Source organism: Cytobacillus sp. Bac17 (assembly GCF_024519925.1).
Taxonomy (GTDB): domain Bacteria; phylum Bacillota; class Bacilli; order Bacillales; family Cytobacillaceae; genus Cytobacillus; species Cytobacillus pseudoceanisediminis.
The window spans coordinates 1-23,605 of the sequence record NZ_JALJRC010000018.1; the positions used below are offsets into that span (position 1 = coordinate 1).

The window sequence follows — 23,605 nt, forward strand, 5'->3', positions numbered from 1 at the left end:
TTCGCTCTGATTAACTACCAGTTTCCTTGAGCATTCCGCTTTTTCGTCGTTATTCGCTCTGATTAACTACCAGTTTCCTTGAGCATTCCGTTTTTCGTCGTTATTCGCTCTGATTAACTACCAGTTTCGTTGACCATCCGCTTTTTCGTCGTTATTCGCTCTGATTAACTACCAGTTCCCTTGACCATTCCGCTTTTTCGTCGTTATTCACTCTGATTAACTACCATTTTTCCTGATCCCTGGATTTTTCGTCTTTATCGCTGTGTCCATGACTGCCACTCTCCCACCTCTCCACCCCTTTTCGTCGCCTTGTCCCCACCATGGGTACCATTTCCCAGCCCACTCTCCTATTTCTAGTCGCCATCCCCTGCAAACCCCACAACGACACCTCCTCTGTCAGCCCATTTTCACCATGGACACTCACCTGCCTTATCCCATTTTGAATATAGTGTAGGAGTCTGAAGGGGGTGACTAAGATCAACAGTCTATATACTGCGAACTCCTCCGGCATGCATAGTTTAGAAGATTGGCAGCAGATTGCTTTTGATAGATTCCAGACAAAGATGACCGATAAAGAAAGGCCTTTCCCCTGCATACCAGCAACTATAGGGTTTGCCAAAAATCAGCTCCGTTATGGGTTTGCTGACGACCCAATGGATCCGGCCGCCATTCAGCAAACCGCAGTCATGCTGAGGGAATTCTCTCTACATTCAAGAGAGTTCGGAAGCTACACTTCGCTGATCATTTTTTACAAAACAAGGGATGATTTGAGTGTGGAGGAATATGAGCAGCTTTTTTGGGAGCAGCTCACAGAGTTATCTGAGATGGATAATGCTGAGTGGCCAAACGAAATCCCAAAGGACCCGCATGATCCACTTTGGGAGTTTTGCTTTAACGGAGAAAAGTATTTTGTCTATTGTGCCACCCCTGCGCATAAAAATCGGCAGAGCCGGCATTTTGATACGATGATGCTCGCCATCACACCGAGGTGGGTTTTGCAAGAGTTTATGAAAAAAGTACCTTTAGCATCACGAATTAAAAGTCAGGTCCGCAAACGGCTTCAAAAATATGACAGCATAGCGATACACCCTGATTTGAACAGTTATGGAGCCGATGATAACTTCGAATGGAAACAATATTTTCTGCGGGATGATGACACCACGATCTCTAAATGCCCCTTTCATCGTCTGCTGGGAACTTTCAAGAATAAATAAGGAGGACAGAAGCAGCTTCTGTTCTCTATTTGTTTTTTCTATCGATATAAAGAGTGCCATCCTGCTGGACTTGAGCAAAAAATACATCTTCGGCTGAGTGGATCTTCGCTTTTTGCAGTTCCCTGTAAAGCCAGTTGTTGTCTAATTTTAATTTAGAAAGATTTTTTGAATTGACCTTTCCATCTGCAATGACTTCTGTTGGTAAAGGAATGAGATCATTTTTTGGACTCATAATATTTAAATCATTTTTCGTAACAGGCTGTTGACTTTCCTTTTTCAAAACGGACAGATCTCCGTTTGTTTCCAGGATTGCGTAATCGACATCGTTAAGCGAAAATATGTCCTTTTGCCTTAATAATGCCTGCAGCTCATCCAGATCCACCCTCGATATCTTGAGTGCCCTTTCCATTATCCTGCCAGCTTTTATGACTATTAATGGTTCACCAGTTGTGACTGTCCTTCCCTGTTTCGACTTGAGGTCAAGCATGTCCATCAGTATGGTAAAAAGTGTCCAAACAACCAGTGATATAACTCCATCTTTGATGAGGGTACTCTCATTCACAGCAAGGTTACCGGCGATAGACCCGATTCCAATGGCTGAAGCCCAGTTGAAAAAGGTCATTTGTCCAATTTCCTTGCGTCCCATCAGTCTGGCTAATAAGAAAAGTACTAGAAACGAGATAGTTACACGAAGGATCGTCTCGTTTACCGTCATTAAAATTCCCCCTACACATTATGGGCCTGCGCCTTCAGAACAGCTGCCAGCTCCTTAAATCATTTTTCAGCCCGGGGATTATTTCGCTTCCCCCAATACGGATCATCAAAGCCTTTTTGCATATCTAATACCATTAATGCTGGTGCATTAGGAAATTAATTCATCACTCGTCCTCCAAAAAGGATATTTAATTTACTCTGGCGACTCCGTTTGCAAGATGCTCCCAGAGGATTGCCTCAACCTTTTTTCCTTCTTCCTCCTGGCAGTCAATAATAAGAATAACCTCTGACTTTACTCCTTTTAACAGGCGCTTATTTCTGGACCTTAGCTTTAAAAGAGTGAAATCAATCGCAAATCCAAGCAGAAAACCAGCAACAGCTCCAATTAGGCCCCAATAAATTGGACCCCATTTCAATATAAATCCTCTGCTGGCTCCAACAACCGAGAACATTACTGCCAGAATCATCCCTTTATTTATGAGAGATGTTCCATCCGATTGGTGAATGGTGTCAAACAACGCGGGATCCTCCGCCCGGTTATCCAATGGAACTGAGTATATGTCCTTTATTCCATGCTGCTCCAGCTTTTTAATTGCCAGTTCCAGATAGGATGAATGATCAAATGTTGCAAATACCTGCATTTACTTCACCTTAATGCCTTTCTTTACTATAAATGATTTGGATTGATAGAACTTTCTTAATAGCCTTTTCTGCTCTGAATCATATAATTTATTATTTTCAACCACATTCATATAGGAATCATAAATCGTAAAAAAGTAGAAAGAGGGCAAATACATTAACCACTGAGCATTCAATACCTGAGTGGATTTTTTAAGTTCACCCACCAAGAGGTAATGAAAGGCTTCGATAAAGTGAGAAAAGTGAACAAGTATGACAGTCATGACCAAAGTAAATAAAGCTGCAAATATTCGGTGAATGTACAATTGGCCAAGGCTTGGGATAGTCACTGACCACATGATGGCGGATAAAGGATTTCTCTTATCAAGATAATTTATTTCAAAAGGCTTTATCACTAAACGTTCCACAGCAGCAGCGTCCTTTTCATTAAGCAAATATATTTTATTCATATCCACGGTTGTCCGGTAACTATCCCAGATTGCGAATATATAAACAGGGATATACAGGTGCATATACCTGACATCCAATACTTCCTTTGCTTTTTCAATTTCACCAATAAAAGAGTAAACCATGGCCGAATTTAAATGGATCGATTGGTTTATGAACAATTCCCATATAACCAATGAAAACCCTCTTAAATATTTATTTAACAGGAGATGCCCGTAGCCTGGGAACATCACAGACCACATGGCTATAATATATGGATTCCGCAGATGGATTTGTGTTGTGCCAAAGATACTTAAATGGGAAAGCTTTGAAGCCTCTTTCTGTTTCCTGAATACAAGAGCCATAATTCTCCTCCCAAGACAGCGAAAATCATTATGGCTATTTTCTGCAAAAAGATTTTTTTCATACTTTATCCAATATGCTTGTTAATGCTAAATCATCACCTTGTGCCTTCACCATTCAACTGTAAACAAAAGTTGATCTTAAGTTTATTTTCCTTTTGTAAGATAGGCATTGAAATAAGTTAAGGAGGCATTCATGTGAAAAAACTGCTGCATTCGATTACAGATTGGGTTTCCACCAAACGGGGGATGTGGATTACCATTATTGCCTGGCTTGTGCTGATGATTGGCTTAAGTGCAGGTCCAAAGCTTGGCGATTATAAAACAAATAATTTCCAGTCACTTCCTGATGAGGCGAAATCCATTATTGCCGAAAATAAAACCGAGGAATATTTTCCAAACAAACAAGGAACTCCGGGCATCCTGGTTTTCCATAATGAAAATGGCGAGGTTGATATCGAAGAAGCTAAACAGATATTAGAAGGGATCACGCTTGAGGACATCGATGGAATCAAGACGATTATCGATATCAGCAAGCTTCCCCCTCAAGCCTTAGGTTCTTTCATTTCTAAAGATAAGTCCACGATGATTGTGCCGATGGAGCTTGAGAACGGGCTTGGCAATGACCAGTATGCCGAAATTAACGACCTTGCTTCTGAAGCTGGCAATAACATTGCAGAGGATCTCGAGAGTACTGCATTTTATATCACCGGACCAGCGGGTATAGCGGGAGACACGGTTAAACTTTTTGAACAGGCGGACTTTGTTCTCCTAATTGCCACCGTTCTTATCATTCTTGTTTTGCTTATAGCGATTTACCGCTCACCATTGCTTGCAGTCATGCCGCTTCTGGCAACGGCGATTGTCTACCAGGTCGTAAACCAGAGTATAGCTTTGATGGGTGCTGGCGGACTTGAGGTTAATAACCAGACAACCTCGATTATGAGTATTTTGCTGTTTGCTGCTGTCATTGATTATTCATTATTTGTATTCTCCCGTTATCGGGAGGAGCTCAACCATTACGAAAACAAATATATAGCGATGAAGCATGCGATGCGCGCAACAGGCGAGCCTGTGTTCTTTGCGGGCGGAACCGTTCTTGCTGCCATGCTGGTTCTGTTCTTCGCGGATTTCCGGGATTATCAGAACTTTGCTCCTATTTTTGGAACAGCCATGTTTTTTATCATGCTCGCGTCCGTAACGCTGGTTCCTGCTTTATTCACCCTGTTCGGGCGTAAGGCTTTTTGGCCGAAAGTTCCTCAGTACGGAACGGAAACGGAAGTTAAACATAAAGTCTGGGGACCGCTTGCCAGATTCGTAGTGAACAAGCCTGGCCTCTCAGGCGGAATGGTCGGCATTTTTATGCTCATCACAGCGCTTAATATCTTTAACCTTGATTATGAATTCGATATGGTTAAAAAATTTCCGGATGACCTGCCATCCCGTGTCGGCTATGAAATAGTAGAATCCAGATTTGACAAAGGAGAACTGGCTCCTTCGACACTTCTGGTTGTCAGTAATCAAAAATTGGATGAAACAGATGCCAGTGCGATAACTGAGAAGCTGCAGGGATTTGATGAAATTGCTTCTGTCCGCCTGTCAGCACTTTCTGAAGACGGCAAGGCAGCTAAAATGAGTGTCGCTTTATCCATTAATCCCTATTCGACTGAAGCCATAGCCTTTATGGAAAATTTGCGTGACGACACACCGGAGCTGCTGCAAGAAGCCGGTTTGGAAGCTGAATCTTACTACAGCGGGGTCACTGCGAAAATAGTGGACGAACAGGATATCAACAACGGTGATATAATAAAAATTGTTCTGCTTGAGACGGTTCTGATTCTTGCGCTGTTATTTGCGCTTACGAAATCTGTAAAGATGCCGATCTACATGATGGCAACCATTCTGCTCTCATTTGTCTCAGCTTTAGGACTGGGGATATTCCTTGTTGATGTATTATTCGGCTTTGAATCCATCAGTTCCCGTGTTCCTGTCTATTCATTCATTTTCCTTGTAGCATTGGGGATTGACTATAACATCATTCTTGTTTCAAGGTTTATCGAGGAAAGGAAGACACATAGAGTCAAGAACGCTCTTGAAATTGCCATCCGGAATACCGGAGGCGTCATTTCTTCTGCCGGCCTCATTCTGGCTGCTACATTTGCGGCCCTGATGACCATGCCGATAGCGGACTTATTCGTTTTTGGATTCATTGTTGCCATGGGAATATTGATTGATACCTTCCTTGTTAGGGGGATGCTGCTTCCAGCATTAATTCTGTTTTTTGAAAAAGACAAGGAGACTTCCCGGCAAAAAATATCGGAATAGAGAGAGGGTCCCCTCCCTATTCCTCTGTGAGGTGGCCCTGATATGAAGATACTTGTCGTAGACGATGATGTGAATATACAGAAACTCGTCACAATCCATCTAAATCGTGAAGGCTATCAAGTCCTGCGCGCAAACAATGCACAAGAAGCACTAGCACTTTTAGAAGAACAAACCGCAGATTTAGCAGTTGTCGATGTCATGATGCCTGGTATGGACGGTTTCGAACTCACCAGGCTTCTGACTAATGACTTCGGAATCCCTGTTATACTCTTAACGGCGAAGGGGCAGCTGGGTGATAAGGAACAAGGCTTCTTATCCGGATCTGAAGATTATATTGTAAAGCCGTTTGAAGTGAGGGAGCTCCTTTTCCGGGTAGCCGTGGTGTTAAGAAGGGCTGAGCGGGCAATGGAAACAGTCATCAAAGCCGGAAACCTGTTAATGGACAGAAAAAGCTTTGAAGTGGAAATCAATCAGGAGACCATCCTTTTTCCATTAAAGGAATTTGAGCTGCTGAGCTTACTTTCGGCACGAAAAAGTAAAATCACACAGCGGGCTGCATTGATCGAACAGGCTTGGGGATCGGATTACGAGGGCAGCGAACAAACTTTAAATACCCATATCAACCGAATTCGCGATCGTTTGAAAAAATATGGCGCAACCGTTGAAATCCAGACTGTTCGCGGTATCGGTTATAAGCTTGAGGAAATAAAATGAAAACCCTATACCGGAAATTCATTGTAGCCACAATTGTGATTCTAGCCATAAGCATCGTGCTTTCCTTCATTTTAACCAATTGGGTCTATATGACTTCGACAAAGGGGAAAATCGACCGACAAAATGTTGTGATTGCAGAGGAAATTGCTCATGGCCTGGAAAATATGCATTCCTCTGGTCCTGCTTATGAAACTTACTTAAATTCCATGAGCAAGCTCGGCTATCAGCTCTATATCGTGACGGAATCGGGTGAAGGGGAATTCTTCGGGCAGCCGTTTAATAAGACCGAATTGCCTGAGGAAGCTGCCAAAGTGCTGACCGATCAGGAAGTTTATCATGGGATGGATAGTTTTGCAGGCCAATTTCTGCTGATGGGGCATTTTTCAAACGATCTTGAAAATACCGTCGGTGTCCCCTTTACCATGAACGATCAGAATTACGGGCTATTCCTTCGCCCGAATAATAAGCTTCTTTTCTCGGACATTCATATGATTTTCGCATGGTTCTTTGTCGCCATTGCCGTTGTCAGCATCACCGGAGTAATTTGGTTCGCCAAGCATCTCATTAAGCCGATAACAAAACTGACGGAAGCCACCAGGGAAATCACACGGGAGAATTTTAACTTCCCGCTGAATATTGCCCGCAGGGATGAAATCGGACAGCTGGCAGAAAGCTTCAGCCGCATGCAGGAACAGCTGCAGCACAATGACGAGGCCCGCAAGTCATTCATCAACAATGTATCTCATGACTTTCAGTCCCCTCTTATGAATATTCAAGGGTATGCAGAACTTCTGCAGACACAGAAATTGTCTGCAGAAGAACACTTCGAATATGTACAGATTATCGATCAGGAGTCGAAGCGGCTCTCCAATCTGACCAAACAGCTTTTGCTTTTGACTTCTCTTGACCAGAAATCGTATCCGATGAAGCTTTCGGATGTGAAATTGGACGATCAGATCAAGGAAACCATCCGCAGACATCAATGGCGGCTGGAAGAAAAAGAGATTGAGGTTTCCTACAAGCTTGCGCCTGTCATTTTCAAGGGAGATCCGGAGCTCTTGGTGAATATCTGGGACAACCTGCTGACGAATGCGATAAAATATAACTCTCATGGCGGAAGTATTTTAATCAGCCAGTCTCAAACTGAATCATCGATTGAAGTTGTTTTTAAAGACACCGGGACCGGAATATCCGAGGATGCGATCAGCCAGATTTTCGACCGATTTTACCGGGTGGACTCAGCAAGAAAAAAAGATGGCACAGGACTCGGGCTTTCGATTGTGAAACAGATTATTGAACTGCATACTGGGGAAATCAGGGCAGTCAGCCAGGCTGGCAAAGGAACCACCTTTACCATTACATTTTTCAGGGAGAAACATCGGGAGGAATAAAAAACTATGGAACAAAAATGGAGCATCAGATTAATAAGATTTGCAGCCATCTTTGGCATTATCGGGACCTACCTTGGATCGCATATGTCCGGGCAAATGGATTATTCTTTAAGGCCTATTCATGCCCACATCCTGCTCGTAGGATGGCTTTCCGTATTTGCATGGGGAATCTTTTATAAGGTATACCGAGTAAAATATAAAAAGCTCGTTGTCATTCACAGCATACTTGGAATGGCAGGAGCACTCGGATTGACAATCGGAATGTGGATGTACACATTAAATCCTTTTAATTTAGGGGATACCTTTGTTCTGGTCTTCTTCATCGTTGGCGGAACCTTGCTGCTGCTGGCCTTTGCACTGTTTGTGGCGATTACCTTTTTGACTGAAAAAACTTCGGAACGCTGAGTTAAAAGAGCCATGCAGTCCTCTTTGGGGGCTGCATGGCTTTTTTAGTCAGCTATTCAGCTATAAAGCTATATACAGATAGAGGCTTAACTTCTGTTGATTCTGCTACCGTTTTCAGCATCGAAACCTCGGATTGCAGGAGATCTGTTAATTTCTCAGGCAAATTCTTTATCCCCTTTATTTCATCGTTAAAGTCCGTCAGCACCTTATCTATTTCCCAAAGGCCGTCCTGCAAATCAGGGGAATCTATGTTAGAATCTTTAATGATTCGCCATCCTGCTTGTTCCGCAATATCCCTCAAATCGCCAGGAGTCAGCAGGGTTCTCACATTAGAATCACTTTCTTGTTTAAAGGCTTCATATTGTGCCTGAATGAGGATCGATAATAAATGCGGATATTGTTCGATTGTGTTTATTTCGGTGTTCCATTCTGCAAAACAAAGCTGCTTTCCCCATTTTTTTACCTTTTCGAGGATCCTTAAAAGCTCGGCAGAAGATTTCGTGTACCATGAACAGTGGGAGAATACGATATAATCATAGAAGTTTTCCTGAAATTCCACAATCTCAGCTAAAATATCTAAATTAAAATCTATTTTGATCTGCTTGCCGACTTTGGATTGGTTCAGGTATTCAGCCGATTCACCGAGTGAAACCGGACTCCCGTATTCAGGTGAAGCCGAATCAATCCCATGTACAAATCCCTTTTCACCAGCATAGGCAGCCAGCACCGCGGTTGTATCTCCCTGTCCGCATCCAATTTCAAGAATTTGGCTTTCAGCTTTTATACCCCAGAAATCCACAAGCTTTATGCGATGCCTCGTCTGAACCATCTGTACTTCATATGCCATTTTGCCCGCAGCCATGCAGTCAACAATAGCCTTTATTTCATTTTCATTCATGGGTTTATTTGCTCCTTCTTTTACTTCGATGCTATGACTATTCCGCAAGAATGTGCTAAATTCCTCCTGCAGCTTAGGTTTTTGATCCGATTTCACCTATCTCTTAAAGAAAATAATAAAGGACCCTAAAGGTCCTATTTCTAACAGCATCTTCCCGTATTCCCGATCATCGATATCCCGCTTCCGTTTCCGCTTCGCTCTAAAACAAGGTCTTCGGTGTTTGGTTCAATAATAGGGTCAATTGCTACTTTGATTTCATTGATTGTGACAATAATATCATCTGCTGCCGGCTCATCCAGAGCCAGTCCTATTCTTGGCTGTCCTCAGCCATAGCCATCAAAAAAGATGCGAATGCTGCTGGCATTTTGTTCTTCCAGCATTTTTCTTAATTCATCACGCGCATTGTCTGTGATTATCATGTTTGTTCCCTCCCTTGAATGTTTTTTAGTATATTATTTACTTTCCTGTTTCGGCAAATGTTTTTATGCGGCTGCCAATTTCATCACGGACACGCTGGAAAAAAGCCCATTTTTCTGCTTCTGTTCCTTCTGCTTTTGCAGGGTCATCAAATCCCCAGTGCTCCCGCTTCACATGAGGAGGTGTCATCGGGCATTTATCAGCTGCGTCTCCGCAAAGCGTTACAACCAAATCAGCATGATTCAGAATCTCAGGATCTATGATATCAGAAGTCTGATTGGAAATATCAATTCCTGCTTCTTTCATTGCTTTTACAGCGTTAGGATTCAAACCATGTGCTTCGATCCCTGCACTATAAACCTTCCATTCATCACCTAGATGCTGCTTGGCCCATCCTTCTGCCATCTGGCTGCGGCATGAGTTGCCTGTGCATAGGAAGTAAATTGTTTTTTTAGTCATGTTGAATTTCTCCTTTTAGGTAAGTTTTTTAAAGGATCTGCAGCCAAATATATAGACCGGCTAATGTTATAAATAATGTTGGAATGGTTAATACAATCCCTGTTTTAAAATACGTTCCCCATGAGATCTTTACTCCCTTTAGGGACAATACATGAAGCCATAGCAAGGTTGCCAGGGAACCAATCGGCGTGATTTTCGGGCCTAAATCAGATCCAATCACGTTCGCATAAATAAGGGCTTCACGCATGATTCCGCTTGTATTCGTATCAGCAATGGCCAGGGCATCAATCATAACGGTTGGCATATTGTTCATGACAGATGAAAGGATGGCCGCAATGAATCCCATTCCGATCGTGGCTGCAAATAGTCCCTGGTCCGCTGTCATTTGAATTAAGTCTGCCAATACATTTGTAAGACCCGCATTTCTTAATCCGTAAACCACAACATACATGCCAATTGAAAAGAAAACGATCGCCCATGGAGCACCCTTGATGACAGTACGCGTATTCACAGCCGGGCTTCTTCGCGCCATAATCAGGAAGAAAATGGTTATAATGCCTGCAATGAATGAAACGGGGACACCAATCCATTCACTTGCAAAATAACCAATTAATAAGATGCCTAAAACAAGCCAGGACAATCGGAACATTTTGCTGTCCCGAACTGCTTCCGCCGGTTCCTTCAAATGAGATAAATCATAATTTTTTGGTATGCTTTTTCTAAAGTATAGGAATAAGACTAAAATGCTGGCTGCCAGCGAAAAGAAGTTCGGAATAATCATGCGGGACGCATATTCCACAAAGCCGATGCCAAAAAAGTCAGCTGAGACGATATTGACAAGGTTGCTGACAACCAATGGCAGGGACGTTGTATCCGCAATAAATCCGCTCGCAATGATAAACGGAAAAACCAATTTTTCTTCAAATTGAAGGTTCCGGACCATTGCGAGGACGATTGGTGTGAGAATGAGTGCCGCTCCATCATTCGCAAAGAATGCTGCGACAACCGCTCCCAAAACGGACACGTAAATGAACATCTTCACTCCGCTGCCCTTTGCCGCTCTCGCCATATGTAAAGCGGCCCATTCGAAAAACCCGATTTCATCTAAAATAAGAGATATAATGATGATGGCAATAAAAGTTAATGTCGCATTCCAGACAATTGAAGTAACATCTATAACATCATGGAAGTCAACCACACCGGCAATTAAGGCCAGGATGGCTCCACCGCATGCTGACCAGCCGATGGATAGCCCTTTTGGCTGCCAAATGACTAATATGAGGGTGACCAAGAAAATCACCGATGCTAAAATTATTTGAGTCAATGTGTTCTCCCCTCTTACTCACAGGAAATTCGCAAACCCTGTTCTTTCAATTTTTCTAATAAATAATCTTGGCTTGGAAGGTGATCGAGCACAGTCTGAACCAATGGGTAGTATTCACTATCCTGATTCAATGAATAAATAATCCACTGACCTCTTCTGGTTTCCCTTACCACTCCTGCATCTTTTAGTTTCCTGAGATGCTGGCTAATGGCCGGCTGGCTCATTTTAAAAATTTCCACAAACTCACACACACAACATTCATGGTTATTTAAAAGTTTGACCATTGTGAGCCGTGTTTTATCGCCTAATAATTTTAAAATGGATGATGCTTTGTCGATTTCAACTGTGGACACTTCCATGATCTTTTCACCCCCGCTTTGCACATATTAATATATAATGATTTACTTATATAAGTAAATGCTTTTTTTCTTATTTACAAAAACTTTACACATATAGTTTGCTTTTTTTACTTCAGCTGCATTCATTTTGGTTTGCTGGTTTTGACAAATGAGCTTATTGGAACAGAGCCGTTTTTTTGTGCGGTTGCCTTACTTAAGGCTTTTTCGAACAAGGGGATTTTACTATGAAGAAACTGACTATAGATAGCACTCCGTTCCTTCGGACAGGCGAGGAAGAAATCTGAGAGATCATGTCTGAACCTTGTCCCAACTTCGGACTGATTAACAGGAATTCCGGCTGATTTTGTCCGAACCTTATCCAACTTCGGACAGATAAACAGGAAATCCGGGAAACCCTGTCTGAACCTCTTCCCCCTCCGAACTTTTAAGAAAAAGCCAACAAAAAAACGGCTAAACCAATAGCCGCACCTTTAATTAAAGCAGTTTTTCCATAGCCATCACATCGACAAACTCTCCATCCAAAACACCCTGGTTTTGAAATATGCCTACTTCACGATACCCCATTTTCTTGTACAGTCCCTGTCCAAGTCCATTAAATGGAAAAGTAAACAAGACCAGCTTATGAAACTTGTTTTCTCTTGCTTTCATTTCGAGAGCAGAAAGCAGCTTCCCGCCTGCTCCCTTGCCCCTGAATGCTCTGGAGATATAGACTGATAGATCTGCAACTCCATCATAAGCACAGCGGCTGCTATACGGATTCAAGGAAGCCCAGCCAATCACTTGATCCCCTTCTTCAGCGGCAAGCACACTATATCGGCCTTGATGCTGTTCAAACCAGTTTGTCATATAGGAAAGATCTTTTGCCTCTGTTTCCAATGTAGCGATGCGATCTTCTATTCCCTGATTATAAATCTCCAGAATATCCTCTAAATCTGTCATTCTGGCTTCACGAATAACAGTTTCACTTATCATTTCTGGTCCCCCGCTAATAAGATTCATAGATCTCTTTTTTTATACATGTGTTTAACCTCTTTGCTAACAACATCCAAATCGCTGCTAAAATAATCAGTATGATCGAACCGCCCCAATATAAAAATGTAAAACCCGCCTCTAACTGTATTAATATGTAACTAAGCGCCGGGCCTAAAGCTGCCCCCATATCTTGAGAGATTGAGTATATCGTAAGGAAAGATACAATGTTTGCAGTCTTTGCTGTGTCCAGTGCAATCGTGTCCAGAATGGTAGATAAAATTGTAGCACCGGCCATTACTAAAAGAGTAACGGCTATCCACAGCTCTAATGGAAGTCTAATGGATACCATGCCAAAGACAACCCCTGCAAAAATCAGGGACACAATAAAAATCGGCAGCCTCCCACGCGCTCCATCAGACCAATGCCCCACTGTCCTTCCCAGAAAAGGTTCCCATGTCCACCTTACCGCTTGAATGATGCCTGATAATAATGTAACACTGACAACCACATTCCATATTGATATATTCTCTCCGTAAAAATGTTCAATCAAGGAACTAAGTGTGGATGTCACTATTCCTTGATATAACATGGCAATTAGAAAGCCTGAAACAATTATCGATGCTTTATATCCGGCCTTTCCAATGAAAGGCGTCTCTTTAGCCATTCTATCTTTCTTTTCAGGAGTTTTCACATCCTGATTTATTTTAGAAATCAGCATTAAAGGCAGCCCCAATAGGGACAAAAACCCAAATGCAATTGAAACCGTGCTCAAACCTATAACCGGAACGAACAAGCCCCCAATCAGCATTCCAACCAGGCTTCCAGTACGGTAAAGCCCGTTATATAACCCCATGGAACTTCCCCGCTTATTGTTATCCGCATATACGGCAACAGCTGATAATCCGCCTATTCGAAAAAATGACCAGGCAATCCCCCATAATGCACGGAGGATCACCCATGCCGCAAATCCTTCGAAAACACCATAACAAATCGTTGTGAATCCGCCTAACAGAACAGCAACGATCAGGCCAGCCTTTAATGAAATATGTTTATATATCCAGCCTGCAATTGGATTAAAAGGCAATCGTATGAAACGGTTTATGGATAGGAGCACACCCACTTGCCAAATTGAATCAAGGCCTGCAGTTTCCCAATAGACAGGCAAGGCAATATAAAGCATGGAATCTCCTAATAGACTTAAAGCTGTGACGACGGCGACTATTATAATAGGCTTTGAAGATAATTGATCTTTAATAGTCACCATGATTCATCCTCTCCGGAGTTTTCTTAATCATTGGGATGTTTCATTAAATCCCGATAAGCCAAAAGAAATTGTGTATACGTTTCCTGCCCCATTTCACTTTCGCGCAATCGAAACAGCCTTTCAAAGGTTCTATCTTTGGCTTCCTCAACAGAACATCCAAATGCATTCATGAGTAATTTCATATATGAAATAAAATATTCTTTTTTGAGCGATCCAGCATGATTGATGGTCATTGGCATCACCTTTATTAGGGAACTAATTCTCCCCTTTATTTAATTGCAGCAAGTAGAAGCAGGTTCATCACAGGAACTTTTTAGATTAACGCTGCAAACACCCGTTTCCGGCAAATCGAGTTCCACTTTTTCAGCAGCGGCGAAATCACCGCTTAGATAAGCTGCCACTGACCTAACCTGCTCATAGCCTGTCGCCATCAAGAAGGTTGGAGCACGGCCATAGCTTTTTGAACCCACGATATAAAAATTCTTCTCAGGCTGTCTTAACTCCTTTTCTCCATGGGGGCGAACTGTACCGCAGCTATGAATATTAGGATCAATTAATGGTGCCAAAGCTTCTACACTTTCAGTTGCAGAATCTATAGAAGTACGGAGTTCGTTTATCATTGCAAAATCCGGACGGCTTCCTGTATTGACAATCATTTCATCGATTCCTTCCAGGCTGCCCGGCTTGCCGTTTTGGCTGCCTATTAACTCGATTCCCGTTTCTGACTTTTTGACCAGCTGGATGCGAAATGGAGTAATGGCCTCCACTTGGCCGTTATCAACCAATTGGCGGATTCTGCTTCCGAGGCGGCCGCGTGCTTCAAGTGCATCTTTTTCTTCTCCTCCGTAGGAATCCTCAACCTGATTCCTTCTCATAATCCATAGAATCTCTGTTTCAGGATAGGTCTCTTTCAATTCGGCTAAATCCAGCAAGGCATTAATGGCTGAATGGCCACCCCCGACAACTGCTATCCGTTTATTCCTATAGCGCTGCTGCTCACTCCCTAATATATCGGGTATTCCATAATATATTTTCTCCTTCAGCTGCTGTTCTTCTGCCAGCCAAATTCCGCTTGACGAAGCTGGATTAGGATTTCCCCAGGTGCCTGCAGCATCTATTACTGCTTTTGATTCGTATGTTTTGTACTCTCCATTCTCCTCAGCATGGATAACAAAGGGAATATTTTCCCGGTTTGCGGTTTTCATTTTATCGGTGTCTTTTCTGCCAACTGACAAAACTTTCGTATTTAGGTGAATGAAAGGCTTTATTTCAGGTAACCTGGACAGCGGCTTGAGATAGTGTTCAACAAGCTCTTCCCCTGTAGGCAAAGCTTCCAGCTGCGGCTGTACCCAGCCATTGGCGCTTAATAACCTGGCAGCCGCTTTATCAATATTGTACCGCCATGGTGAGAATAACCGAATATGACCCCAGCTTTTAATATTGGCTCCTGCTTGCTTCCCTGACTCCAGCAAAATAAATGATTGCCCCCTGCTTGCCAGATGTGCAGCTGCTGCAAGCCCAACCGGCCCCGCGCCAATTATAGCCACAGGCAACTCTCTTCCATCATCCCTATTTAGCGACGCCTTTTCTGATACATCTTTCTTAGACGTGCAGCACCCTTTGACAACAAAAAGATCATTCTGATTCGTCATGCTCTCTCCTCTTTCTCCAAATTAGGATTGATTGCTTTTACTTGCAATATACAAGTATTATACCCAGGGGATTCACCCCTGTATTGGCTTACAGCATGCACTGGACTTTGCCATTGCATTATTTAACAAATGAATCGAGCGGATGACTGTTTCTTTTTCAAACTCATTCATTTGTGAAAAAACCTCATGTAAAAATGAATTCATCTGCTGATCTATTGAACCTGCAATATATTTGCCTTCTGCAGTCAGCGAAAGAATACTGATTCTCTTATCAGCAGGATCCGGTGTTTTCTTAACTAAGTTCATCTTGACTAAAGATTGAACCTGCCTGCTGAAAGTAGTAATATCCGTCCCTAACGTATCTGCAATCTGCTGCATGGAGGGGTTATGCTGATTGTCAATCTCATAAAGAATATGGCTTTGAATGAGGGAAATATCGCAACCGCCGACATTGCAGCAATTTTTATTGAGTAAGCCAAAACGGCGCGTCATTACTTGAAACAAACTGCGAAGATTTTCCATTATTTTCACCTCTTGGTTACAGTATAGTTCTTTTAGTTGTATTTTGCAACTAATTTCTTTTTCAAAAAAACAGACCATCACTTTTAAGGTCTGCTTCTGATATTAATAGCCTAAGGAGTTCTTAAGATGTCATCCCCAGTCCAATAACACCAACTAAGATGAATGCCAGGGATAAATATTGCTTATAACCAAATTTTTCTTTAAACCAAAACAAACCAGCCAGCGTAATGCCAATGCTCCCCACTCCTGTCCAAATAGCATAGGCCACACCGGCTGGAATCCTTTGCATGGCCATAGATAAACAGAAGAAAGAGAAAATAAAACCAACTGCCATTATAACGATCGGCCATTTCTTTCTCGTTCCATCCATGTATTTCATGGCAATTGTAGCGACCACTTCTTCTATGCCCGCCAGAATCAATAATCCCCAAGCCATTATAATTCACCTCTCACTTCAGTGTTTTCCTGTTTCGTAAAAGTCTTCATGCCAATGATCCCTGCCAATAATATCACCAGAAAAAATACTTGAGTTACCGAAAAAGGCTCCCCCATGATCACACCTAAAATATAAGTGCCTACAGTTCCAATCCCGACAAATACGGTATAAGCTGCCGCAACAGGAATTACTTTATATGAGCGAATCAATAGTATAAAGCTTGCTGCTATCAGTACAGTGGTAATCGTCCATTCCAGAAATGAATCTGCATATTTTAAACCTGAAGCCCACATCACTTCAAGGATGCCGGCTGTAAATACTAACATCCATTTCATTTGCTCTCAACTCCTTATGAATGACAGTCAGTCATTTTTCTTTAAAGAAAAATTATTGGAAGCAGTCCAATAATTTTAGTCCGTGATTAATGATTTCCTGATAAATTTAAAAAGCTCTTCCTTATAAACAGTCAGGGACTCATCCCGCTCGCCGCCAATATAATATCTTTCAGCAGCATTTTCGATAAGGTTAATGATGGTCTTTGAGGTCCACTTCACATTAATGTCTGGTAAAATTTCTTCTTTTTGAACCGCCTTGCTGATTTCAACCTCAAGCCATTCGTAATATGGCCGGTATACCTCTTCCCATTTTTCCAGGGAATGGTTGACAGCAAGCCCTGAGTATACAAGTACGATGATATCTTTATGTTCATCTGTAACCTTAAAGGTCTCATCAATGACGGCATCTAAAGTGCTCCAGAAGCTTTCTGCTCCCTGCACCTTCCTCTTCATCCGATTCAGTATTTTGGTGAGAAGTGAATTGGCGATCGCAGGAACCAAATCACTTTTTGAAGAAAAATATAAATAGAACGTTCCCTGAGCAATGCCTGCTTTCTTAACGATCTCTGATACCGAGGATTTTTCAAGGCCTTTTTCAGAAATAACCTCAATAGAAGCGTTCAGTATTCTACTGTATTTATCATCCGGCCGATCCTGCATGTATATATCCTCCTTGTTAAAGTGACTGACTGTCATTCATTATACCAATCCTTTCCCTTTCTATCAAGAATAATGAAATGTCCCTTAAAACTTGTTATTTTCCCAGAACTAATTACTTTGCGCAAAGTATATTTTCGATTATACTTAATTTGCAAACGCATTTTAAAAAGATACATCAAGGGGGAATTGTAATGGGTAAATTTGATAATAAAATTGTATTGGTTACTGGCGGAGCATCTGGAATGGGAAAATTTGATAATAAAATTGTATTGGTTACTGGCGGAGCATCTGGAATGGGAAAACGAATGACTGAGCTTTTAGTCGAAGAAGGCGCTTATGTTATTGCAGCGGACATTAATAAAGAGCTCTTGAACGCTGTCAGCCAAAATGTTTCAGTGGAAGGCAAATTGCTGAATGTCATGTCAGAGGATGATTGGAAAAAGGCAGTGGAAGAAATCGTTGCCGATCATGGAAGAATCGATGTTCTTATTAATAATGCCGGCATTTCAAGCGAGAAGCATATGGATGATGTGACCATTGAAGATTGGGATCTTATGATGCGCATAAATGGTTTCGGGCCATTTGCAGGAATGAAGCATGTATTGCCGCAGATGGTCAAACAGCAAAGCGGTGCAGTTGTGAATATTTCAAGCTACACAGCCATGGTGGGGATGGGGACAAACACGTACACTGCTTCAAAAGGTGCTGTCAGAGCCATCTCCAGAGCGGCAAGCACACAGTATGGCCGTTTCGGTATCAGGGTTAACGCCGTCTTCCCTGGCGTCATTAAAACGCCAATGACAGAAAACCTGTCAGAATCCAGTGAAGTGCTGCAAAGATTAATTCAGGCCACTCCGCTCCAAAGACTTGGTGAAGCGGATGACGTGGCACGCGCTGTATTGTTCCTTGCTTCAGATGATTCTTCATATATTACAGGAGCAGAATTAGTTATTGACGGCGGCTTTTCTGCACAATAGAAAAGCGGAAGGGTCTTTAAGCCAGACAATTAACTAACTTCAGAGCAGGTAAGCCTATCTCAAACAAAGAAACTGTCCAAGGAGACAGTTTCTTTGTTTATGTTAACTTTTGCGTTCCGCCGTCTACCATTATTGTCTGTCCGGTAATATAAGAGCTGCTTTCGCTGCTTAAGAATACAGCCGCTTCCCCAATATCCTTTTCCGGATCCCCCATGCGGCCAAGCGGAATTCCATTGAGTACCTGCTCATATTGATCAGGGAAGTTCTCGCTCCAATTTTTCACGCCTTCAGTATAAGCGATTGGTGAGATTAAATTCACATTAATCTGATCCTTAGCCCACTCATTTGCAACGGTTCGCGTCAAACCGCGAATCGCTTCTTTTGCAGATCCATAGGAAGCCTGGTTAACCTGGCCCGAAATACCGGCACCTGAAGCAAAGTTAATCACGAATCCTTTATTTTTCTTAAGCTGTTCGTATGAGGCTTGCATTAAATGGACAGTAGGGTAAAATCCTGTATTAAAAGATAATTCAAAGTCTTCCAGTGTTGTATTCACAAATGGCATCTGTCTGGAAACATGCGCGTTGTTGACAAGGATATCCAATTTTCCATACTGTGAGATAGTCTCCTGCACAAGCTCTACGGCATTTTCCTTCCGGGATATGTCTTTTTCAATAAAAAGAATCGATCCAAACTGGCGTAATTGCTTTACAGCCGCTTCTCCGGCTTCCCGGTTGATATCTGCAATCACAACGTTAGCGCCATGTTTCAGCATGGCTGTAGCTATTCCCTTGCCAATTCCGCCGGCACCGCCTGTAATTAATGCAACTTTGTCCTTTAGATTCATATGATCTCCTCCTCACCTTTATTATAAATCATTCACTACTTTGCACAAAGTAATTATTTAAAAGGAGCTGCTATTATGTCCATGCAAATCGTGATTCTCGGTCTTTTAAAAGAGAAAGAATATCATCCATATGAAATGAAAAAAGTTATTTTAGAACACAAATGGGATCAGCTATTCCCCGTTACGGACGGCAATTTATATCATGCCATCCGCAAACTCGAAAAACATAAGTGGATCCAGGCGGAAAAGCGGGAACAGGTGAATAACCGGCCAAACCGCACTGTCTATCAAATTACTGAAGAAGGAAAAAATCAGCTTTCAGAAGAGATCATTGAGGTGTTTAAAAAACGGATGCCTGAACCTCGTTCCCTTTATCCAGCCCTATTATTTATCGAATCACCCGAAGTCCCTGCAGCAGCAGAGCATATTAAATCCTGGATCTCCGATCTGAAGACAGAAAGTGAAGTGAAGCATGATTACCAAGACGTCATTCCGAACCTGATCCAGGAGCATTATAAAGGGTTAAATGAGTTTTATATGAATTGGCTTTCTAAAATTCTTGATGCATTAGAATCAGTATAAAAATAGAAGTAAGGGGTACCTCCCCTTGCTTTTTATATATCCGGCTGTTTCCTCAGATTTATCCCCATCTAATAAACTGTAAAAATATTGCCATTTTGCTTAAAAGCTATGTACTTTTAGCTCAAAAGCAATTATACTATTCTGAATATTGTCTTTTCGTTACGCGAAGGATTTTCGAAATACCTTTAAGGAGTGTCTTTAGTTGAGAAGTTCAGCAAAATTTGATTCAAAAACCTTTTTCCTGATGGCCGGCATTATTTTTGTTGCTTTTAATTTACGCCCTGCGATTACATCAGTTGGGCCATTGATCGGAGCAATCCGGGATGAAACGGGAATTTCCAATGGTGCAGCAGGCCTTCTGACTACCCTTCCGCTCGTTGCCTTCGCCCTGCTCTCTCCTTTTGTTCCGAGGATTGCCCAAAAGCTTGGAAGTGAATGGAGCATTCTATTGGGTTTGACTATTTTGGGATCCGGCATTGCTGCACGTTCTGTAGGGATGCTTCCGCCTCTGTACATAGGAACTATTTTAATAGGTTTAGGCGTAGGTCTTTGCAATGTGCTTCTTCCTGGAATGGTCAAGGAAAAGTTTCCGCAGAAGGTTGGCCTGCTTACAGGCATTTATACATTTTCAATGGGGATTTGTGCAGGGCTTGCGCCAGGATTCAGTATCCCGATTGCAGAAGATCTTGGCCTGGGATGGAGGCTTTCACTTGGTGTATGGACCATCTTAATCCTTATCGCCATTATTGTCTGGCTTCCTCAGATCAGATTGCGAAAGAAAAAAACGGAAGCACCTAAAGGTTCTGCAACAAAGGGTTCTATCTGGTCCTCACCCATCGCCTGGCAGGTCACACTGTTTATGGGATTGCAATCAATGGTCTATTTCAGCACCACCACCTGGCTCCCCGAAATTCTTCATAGCCAGGGGCGGGAAATCGCTGCTGCTGGATGGATGGTAACAGTTTTCCAGTTTTCAGGACTCCCTGTTAATTTTATTATTCCGGTTCTTGCCGATCGGCTGCCTAACCAAAAGGGGATTGCTCTTGGCATCGGCATTTTCACTTTTGCCGGCATAACGGGACTCCTGATGAATATCAATGCCATCATCTCTAACATCAGTATTGTTCTCCTCGGGATTGGTCTTGGGGCTGCAATCAGTCATTCCTTAACCCTGATCGGGCTTCGTGCTGAAAATGCCAAACAGGCAGCCAGTCTTTCAGGAATGGCACAATCGGTCGGCTACCTGCTTGCCGCGGCAGGACCGATACTCATCGGCTCACTGTATGACCTATTTCACTCCTGGACCGTTCCACTTATCTTCCTTATGGCCATTACTGCCATCTTTACTATTTCCGGAATTGGGGCAGGGCGTAATCAATTTGTTTTGCAGGATAAGCACAATAAACAGGATAAAACTGCTTCAACTATTGCATAATGCAAAAAAACAGCAGCCGGTTCACATAAGACCGGCTGCTGTTTCATTAGTATTATTTCCCCTGACTCATCAGCGCACTCAAATCAGGCTAGTCAGATTAGAAAGTTATATACAAATATAGAATTGTTAAATTTATCAATGCCACAATACGCGTTGTTGATTCCGCCCTGTCTTAAGGAATCTTAAAAAATTTTAAATTTGTTTAAAACCGTTTACCCCTCCCCTGCGTTACCTGTATTTGATAAGAAAAAATAACGGAGGGATTAAACATGAAAACAAAAATTTATTTTTGGACAATTCTTTTAGCTTGCATACTTTTTGCAGGATGCAGCTCTCAGGAAAAACCAGAAAGCACAGGTACAAAAGAACAAGCACAAGAAACAACAACAGCGGTTAACAACGAGTCAGAAAAAGATCTTGCAGAATCGGATGCGAAACTTCAACTGATGGAAAACAAAAAAATTGGTAAATATCTTACAGATGCTAAAGGTATGGCACTTTATTTCTTTGCAAAAGATCAGCCAAATACATCAAATTGCAGTGGAGATTGCCTTGAAAACTGGCCTGCTTTCTACTCTGAAGATTTTGCCGTTCCGGAAGGATTTAATAAAGAAGACTTCGGAACGATTACTCGCGCTGACACTGGTGAGAAACAAACGACCTACAAGGGCTATCCGCTTTACTACTTCGTAAAGGACGGAGCATCTGGTGATGTAAAGGGACAAGGCGTCAAAGATGTTTGGTTTATTGTTAACAGCGAAACATCATTTGCACAATAATGGATACTGCCGAAGGAACTGCCTGGTTTATCGGCAGTTCTTTTTTTCCTCCCCCATCAAATTTTCCCGTCAATCTATGTTAACATCTATACTAAATAATTTCGTTTAACAAGGGAGCGATTTCCGTCAATGAAGTCTAAGTCAGATGAAGAACTAATAGAATTAATTGTTCAAAATCATCGGCCAGCACTTGAAGAGCTATATGACCGATATGTAAAGCTTATTTATAGCTTCTCCATAAAAATAACCAAAGGCGATACGGAAAAAACGAAAGAAATTGTTCAGCAGGTGTTCCTTCGGCTTTGGACGACAAAAAGCACCTATAATGCATCCCAAGGACAGTTTGTGAACTGGCTTCTCACCATAACTCGAAACATTTCCATAGATCTCATCCGTAAAGAACAAAAATATAAAGGAACGGTCCAATTGGAGCTTGAGGACTGGCAGCAAATGCAAGGTCTACCAGCTGATGATGTACAGCAGCAAGTTACCAGAAATCAGCTAAAACAGCAGATTCAAGAAGCAAAACGACATCTCTCTGAACCTCAGCAGCGCCTGATCAACTTATTATATTGGGAAGGGTACTCCTTAAGTGAAATTGCAGAACTTGAACAAAAGCCGCTGGGTACGATTAAAAGCCGCCTGCATCAGGCCTTAAAGAAACTGCGGAATAATTTCAGCGGGAAAATAGGAGGTGTTCGGCATGGAGAATAAATGTGATAATTTATCTTTATATATTATAAATGAACTTAATAACCAAGATAAAAAACAGTTCGAAGACCATCTGCTAAAATGCGCAAAATGCCAGCAGGAACTGAAATCTATACAAGAAACATGGCAAATGCTTTCTTATGATGTAGAAGAAACAGAGGTACCGGAATCATTGAAGTCACAAGTGATGGATTTTGTCTTTGAAGAAAATAAATTTCTTAAACACGAAGAAAAAATAGAAGCCGAACCGATTAGCTTTAAAGAACGAATTTTATCAGTTACCAAAAGGCATTTCTCACCCCTATCCACTGCTGTAACAGCTATTTTAATCATTTGTTTAATTGGGTTTTATTGGAACAGCCTTCAATTGAAAGATACTATTAAGTCATTAGAGAATAAAGCTGCTGATCCGACACAAATTGTTACGACTTATTCCTTAACAGGGCAAAGCTTAGCTGCTTCTGCAACCGGCAGCGCATACCTTCTTCAGGAAGGTACGGAAACAAGTCTTGTCATTGCCTTGAATAATATGCCTATTACGAAGGGTAATGAGGTTTACCAAGTATGGCTGTTAAAAAACGGAAACCGGCAAAGTGCTGGCACTTTGATACCTGATCAAAACGGCAGCGGACTTATCACCTACCGCCTGCCTCCAGAATATTCGTTTGAAGATATTGGGATTACATTGGAACCTAATCCGTTTAACACTCAGCCGCAAGGACAAAAAGTGCTGGGGACCTAATATAATGAAATAAACCTGCCCAATAAAATTTAGGGCAGGTTTAA

General features: G+C 42.1%; 28 protein-coding genes. 11 read left to right on the top strand and 17 right to left on the bottom strand.

The genetic code is table 11. The features are described 5' to 3' along the window. Positions 1-220: 220 nt before the first annotated feature. Positions 221-364 (bottom strand): hypothetical protein, encoded by a 144-nt coding sequence (locus NR125_RS18785; RefSeq protein ID WP_256815903.1) that lies wholly within the window; start codon positions 362-364, stop codon positions 221-223. Positions 365-476: 112 nt separating this feature from the next. Here NR125_RS18785 and NR125_RS18790 point away from each other — a divergent pair, with 112 nt between their 5' ends. Beyond that, positions 477-1,214 carry a YqcI/YcgG family protein gene (locus NR125_RS18790; RefSeq protein WP_372675470.1) on the top strand — a complete coding sequence of 246 codons (738 nt, stop codon included), beginning with the start codon at positions 477-479 and terminating at the stop codon, positions 1,212-1,214. Between the two features lie 25 nt (positions 1,215-1,239). On the opposite strand, the gene NR125_RS18795 is transcribed toward NR125_RS18790, so the two are convergent. The 3 genes from NR125_RS18795 to NR125_RS18805 form a co-directional block, all read right to left on the bottom strand. Next, a complete protein-coding gene (locus NR125_RS18795) occupies positions 1,240-1,929 on the bottom strand; it encodes a YetF domain-containing protein (protein ID WP_192908847.1) in 690 nt (229 codons plus the stop codon). 187 nt (positions 1,930-2,116) lie between these two features. Then, on the bottom strand, positions 2,117-2,569 hold the full coding sequence (locus NR125_RS18800; RefSeq protein ID WP_009333766.1) for a hypothetical protein: 453 nt from the start codon (positions 2,567-2,569) through the stop codon (positions 2,117-2,119). Then, positions 2,570-3,358 (bottom strand): hypothetical protein, encoded by a 789-nt coding sequence (locus NR125_RS18805; protein ID WP_009333765.1) that lies wholly within the window; start codon positions 3,356-3,358, stop codon positions 2,570-2,572. A 195-nt stretch (positions 3,359-3,553) separates the two neighbouring features. Here NR125_RS18805 and NR125_RS18810 point away from each other — a divergent pair, with 195 nt between their 5' ends. From NR125_RS18810 to NR125_RS18825, 4 genes are read left to right on the top strand one after another with little or no spacing between them, the layout of a single operon-like run. Further along, positions 3,554-5,680 (top strand): MMPL family transporter, encoded by a 2,127-nt coding sequence (locus NR125_RS18810; protein WP_256815904.1) that lies wholly within the window; start codon positions 3,554-3,556, stop codon positions 5,678-5,680. 42 nt (positions 5,681-5,722) lie between these two features. Continuing rightward, the gene (locus NR125_RS18815; RefSeq protein ID WP_009333763.1) at positions 5,723-6,394 is read left to right on the top strand and encodes a response regulator transcription factor; all 672 of its coding nucleotides are present in this window, start codon (positions 5,723-5,725) and stop codon (positions 6,392-6,394) included. Beyond that, positions 6,391-7,785, top strand: coding sequence for a sensor histidine kinase (locus NR125_RS18820; RefSeq protein WP_192908849.1), 1,395 nt, complete (start codon positions 6,391-6,393; stop codon positions 7,783-7,785). Before NR125_RS18815 ends, NR125_RS18820 begins: the two co-directional genes overlap by 4 nt. 6 nt (positions 7,786-7,791) lie before the next feature. Next, the gene (locus NR125_RS18825) at positions 7,792-8,190 is read left to right on the top strand and encodes a hypothetical protein (RefSeq protein ID WP_192908850.1); all 399 of its coding nucleotides are present in this window, start codon (positions 7,792-7,794) and stop codon (positions 8,188-8,190) included. A gap of 52 nt (positions 8,191-8,242) precedes the next feature. Here NR125_RS18825 and NR125_RS18830 read toward each other — a convergent pair whose 3' ends face one another. The 12 genes from NR125_RS18830 to NR125_RS18885 form a co-directional block, all read right to left on the bottom strand. Next, positions 8,243-9,136: a class I SAM-dependent methyltransferase gene (locus tag NR125_RS18830; protein ID WP_256815906.1), complete on the bottom strand. Its 894-nt coding sequence runs from the start codon at positions 9,134-9,136 to the stop codon at positions 8,243-8,245. 408 nt (positions 9,137-9,544) lie between these two features. Continuing rightward, positions 9,545-9,964: an arsenate reductase (thioredoxin) gene (gene arsC, locus NR125_RS18835; protein ID WP_009333759.1), complete on the bottom strand. Its 420-nt coding sequence runs from the start codon at positions 9,962-9,964 to the stop codon at positions 9,545-9,547. 28 nt (positions 9,965-9,992) lie between these two features. Further along, the gene (locus NR125_RS18840) at positions 9,993-11,288 is read right to left on the bottom strand and encodes an arsenic transporter (protein ID WP_254179008.1); all 1,296 of its coding nucleotides are present in this window, start codon (positions 11,286-11,288) and stop codon (positions 9,993-9,995) included. 14 nt (positions 11,289-11,302) lie between these two features. Next, positions 11,303-11,647 (bottom strand): ArsR/SmtB family transcription factor, encoded by a 345-nt coding sequence (locus NR125_RS18845; protein ID WP_009333757.1) that lies wholly within the window; start codon positions 11,645-11,647, stop codon positions 11,303-11,305. A 474-nt stretch (positions 11,648-12,121) separates the two neighbouring features. Continuing rightward, on the bottom strand, positions 12,122-12,619 hold the full coding sequence (locus NR125_RS18850) for an arsinothricin resistance N-acetyltransferase ArsN1 family A (protein WP_256815909.1): 498 nt from the start codon (positions 12,617-12,619) through the stop codon (positions 12,122-12,124). A gap of 13 nt (positions 12,620-12,632) precedes the next feature. Continuing rightward, on the bottom strand, positions 12,633-13,883 hold the full coding sequence (locus NR125_RS18855) for an MFS transporter (protein ID WP_009333755.1): 1,251 nt from the start codon (positions 13,881-13,883) through the stop codon (positions 12,633-12,635). Between the two features lie 23 nt (positions 13,884-13,906). Next, positions 13,907-14,116 (bottom strand): hypothetical protein, encoded by a 210-nt coding sequence (locus NR125_RS18860; protein WP_034296789.1) that lies wholly within the window; start codon positions 14,114-14,116, stop codon positions 13,907-13,909. Between the two features lie 39 nt (positions 14,117-14,155). Further along, positions 14,156-15,535 carry an FAD-dependent oxidoreductase gene (locus tag NR125_RS18865; protein WP_256815910.1) on the bottom strand — a complete coding sequence of 460 codons (1,380 nt, stop codon included), beginning with the start codon at positions 15,533-15,535 and terminating at the stop codon, positions 14,156-14,158. Between the two features lie 72 nt (positions 15,536-15,607). Beyond that, a complete protein-coding gene (locus NR125_RS18870) occupies positions 15,608-16,057 on the bottom strand; it encodes a MarR family winged helix-turn-helix transcriptional regulator (protein WP_009333752.1) in 450 nt (149 codons plus the stop codon). A gap of 121 nt (positions 16,058-16,178) precedes the next feature. Continuing rightward, on the bottom strand, positions 16,179-16,493 hold the full coding sequence (locus NR125_RS18875) for a DMT family transporter (protein ID WP_009333751.1): 315 nt from the start codon (positions 16,491-16,493) through the stop codon (positions 16,179-16,181). Then, positions 16,493-16,828, bottom strand: coding sequence for a DMT family transporter (locus NR125_RS18880; RefSeq protein WP_009333750.1), 336 nt, complete (start codon positions 16,826-16,828; stop codon positions 16,493-16,495). The genes NR125_RS18875 and NR125_RS18880 overlap by 1 nt, the downstream gene beginning before the upstream one ends. 75 nt (positions 16,829-16,903) lie before the next feature. Further along, positions 16,904-17,488, bottom strand: coding sequence for a TetR/AcrR family transcriptional regulator (locus NR125_RS18885; RefSeq protein ID WP_256815911.1), 585 nt, complete (start codon positions 17,486-17,488; stop codon positions 16,904-16,906). Positions 17,489-17,730: 242 nt separating this feature from the next. Between NR125_RS18885 and NR125_RS18890 the strand changes: the two genes are divergently transcribed. Beyond that, a complete protein-coding gene (locus NR125_RS18890; protein ID WP_009333748.1) occupies positions 17,731-18,465 on the top strand; it encodes an SDR family NAD(P)-dependent oxidoreductase in 735 nt (244 codons plus the stop codon). 97 nt (positions 18,466-18,562) lie between these two features. Here NR125_RS18890 and NR125_RS18895 read toward each other — a convergent pair whose 3' ends face one another. After that, the gene (locus NR125_RS18895) at positions 18,563-19,312 is read right to left on the bottom strand and encodes an SDR family NAD(P)-dependent oxidoreductase (RefSeq protein WP_009333747.1); all 750 of its coding nucleotides are present in this window, start codon (positions 19,310-19,312) and stop codon (positions 18,563-18,565) included. Positions 19,313-19,387: 75 nt separating this feature from the next. Here NR125_RS18895 and NR125_RS18900 point away from each other — a divergent pair, with 75 nt between their 5' ends. The 5 genes from NR125_RS18900 (at position 19,388) to NR125_RS18920 (ending at position 23,561) form a co-directional block, all read left to right on the top strand. Further along, positions 19,388-19,894: a PadR family transcriptional regulator gene (locus tag NR125_RS18900; RefSeq protein WP_019382358.1), complete on the top strand. Its 507-nt coding sequence runs from the start codon at positions 19,388-19,390 to the stop codon at positions 19,892-19,894. A 244-nt stretch (positions 19,895-20,138) separates the two neighbouring features. Continuing rightward, positions 20,139-21,329, top strand: a complete 1,191-nt coding sequence (locus tag NR125_RS18905; protein ID WP_009333745.1) for a CynX/NimT family MFS transporter — start codon at positions 20,139-20,141, stop codon at positions 21,327-21,329. Positions 21,330-21,598: 269 nt separating this feature from the next. Further along, the gene (locus NR125_RS18910) at positions 21,599-22,108 is read left to right on the top strand and encodes a COG4315 family predicted lipoprotein (protein ID WP_009333744.1); all 510 of its coding nucleotides are present in this window, start codon (positions 21,599-21,601) and stop codon (positions 22,106-22,108) included. Positions 22,109-22,237: 129 nt separating this feature from the next. Further along, positions 22,238-22,822 carry an RNA polymerase sigma factor gene (locus tag NR125_RS18915; protein ID WP_009333743.1) on the top strand — a complete coding sequence of 195 codons (585 nt, stop codon included), beginning with the start codon at positions 22,238-22,240 and terminating at the stop codon, positions 22,820-22,822. Continuing rightward, on the top strand, positions 22,812-23,561 hold the full coding sequence (locus tag NR125_RS18920; RefSeq protein WP_009333742.1) for an anti-sigma factor: 750 nt from the start codon (positions 22,812-22,814) through the stop codon (positions 23,559-23,561). Before NR125_RS18915 ends, NR125_RS18920 begins: the two co-directional genes overlap by 11 nt. Positions 23,562-23,605: the final 44 nt, after the last annotated feature.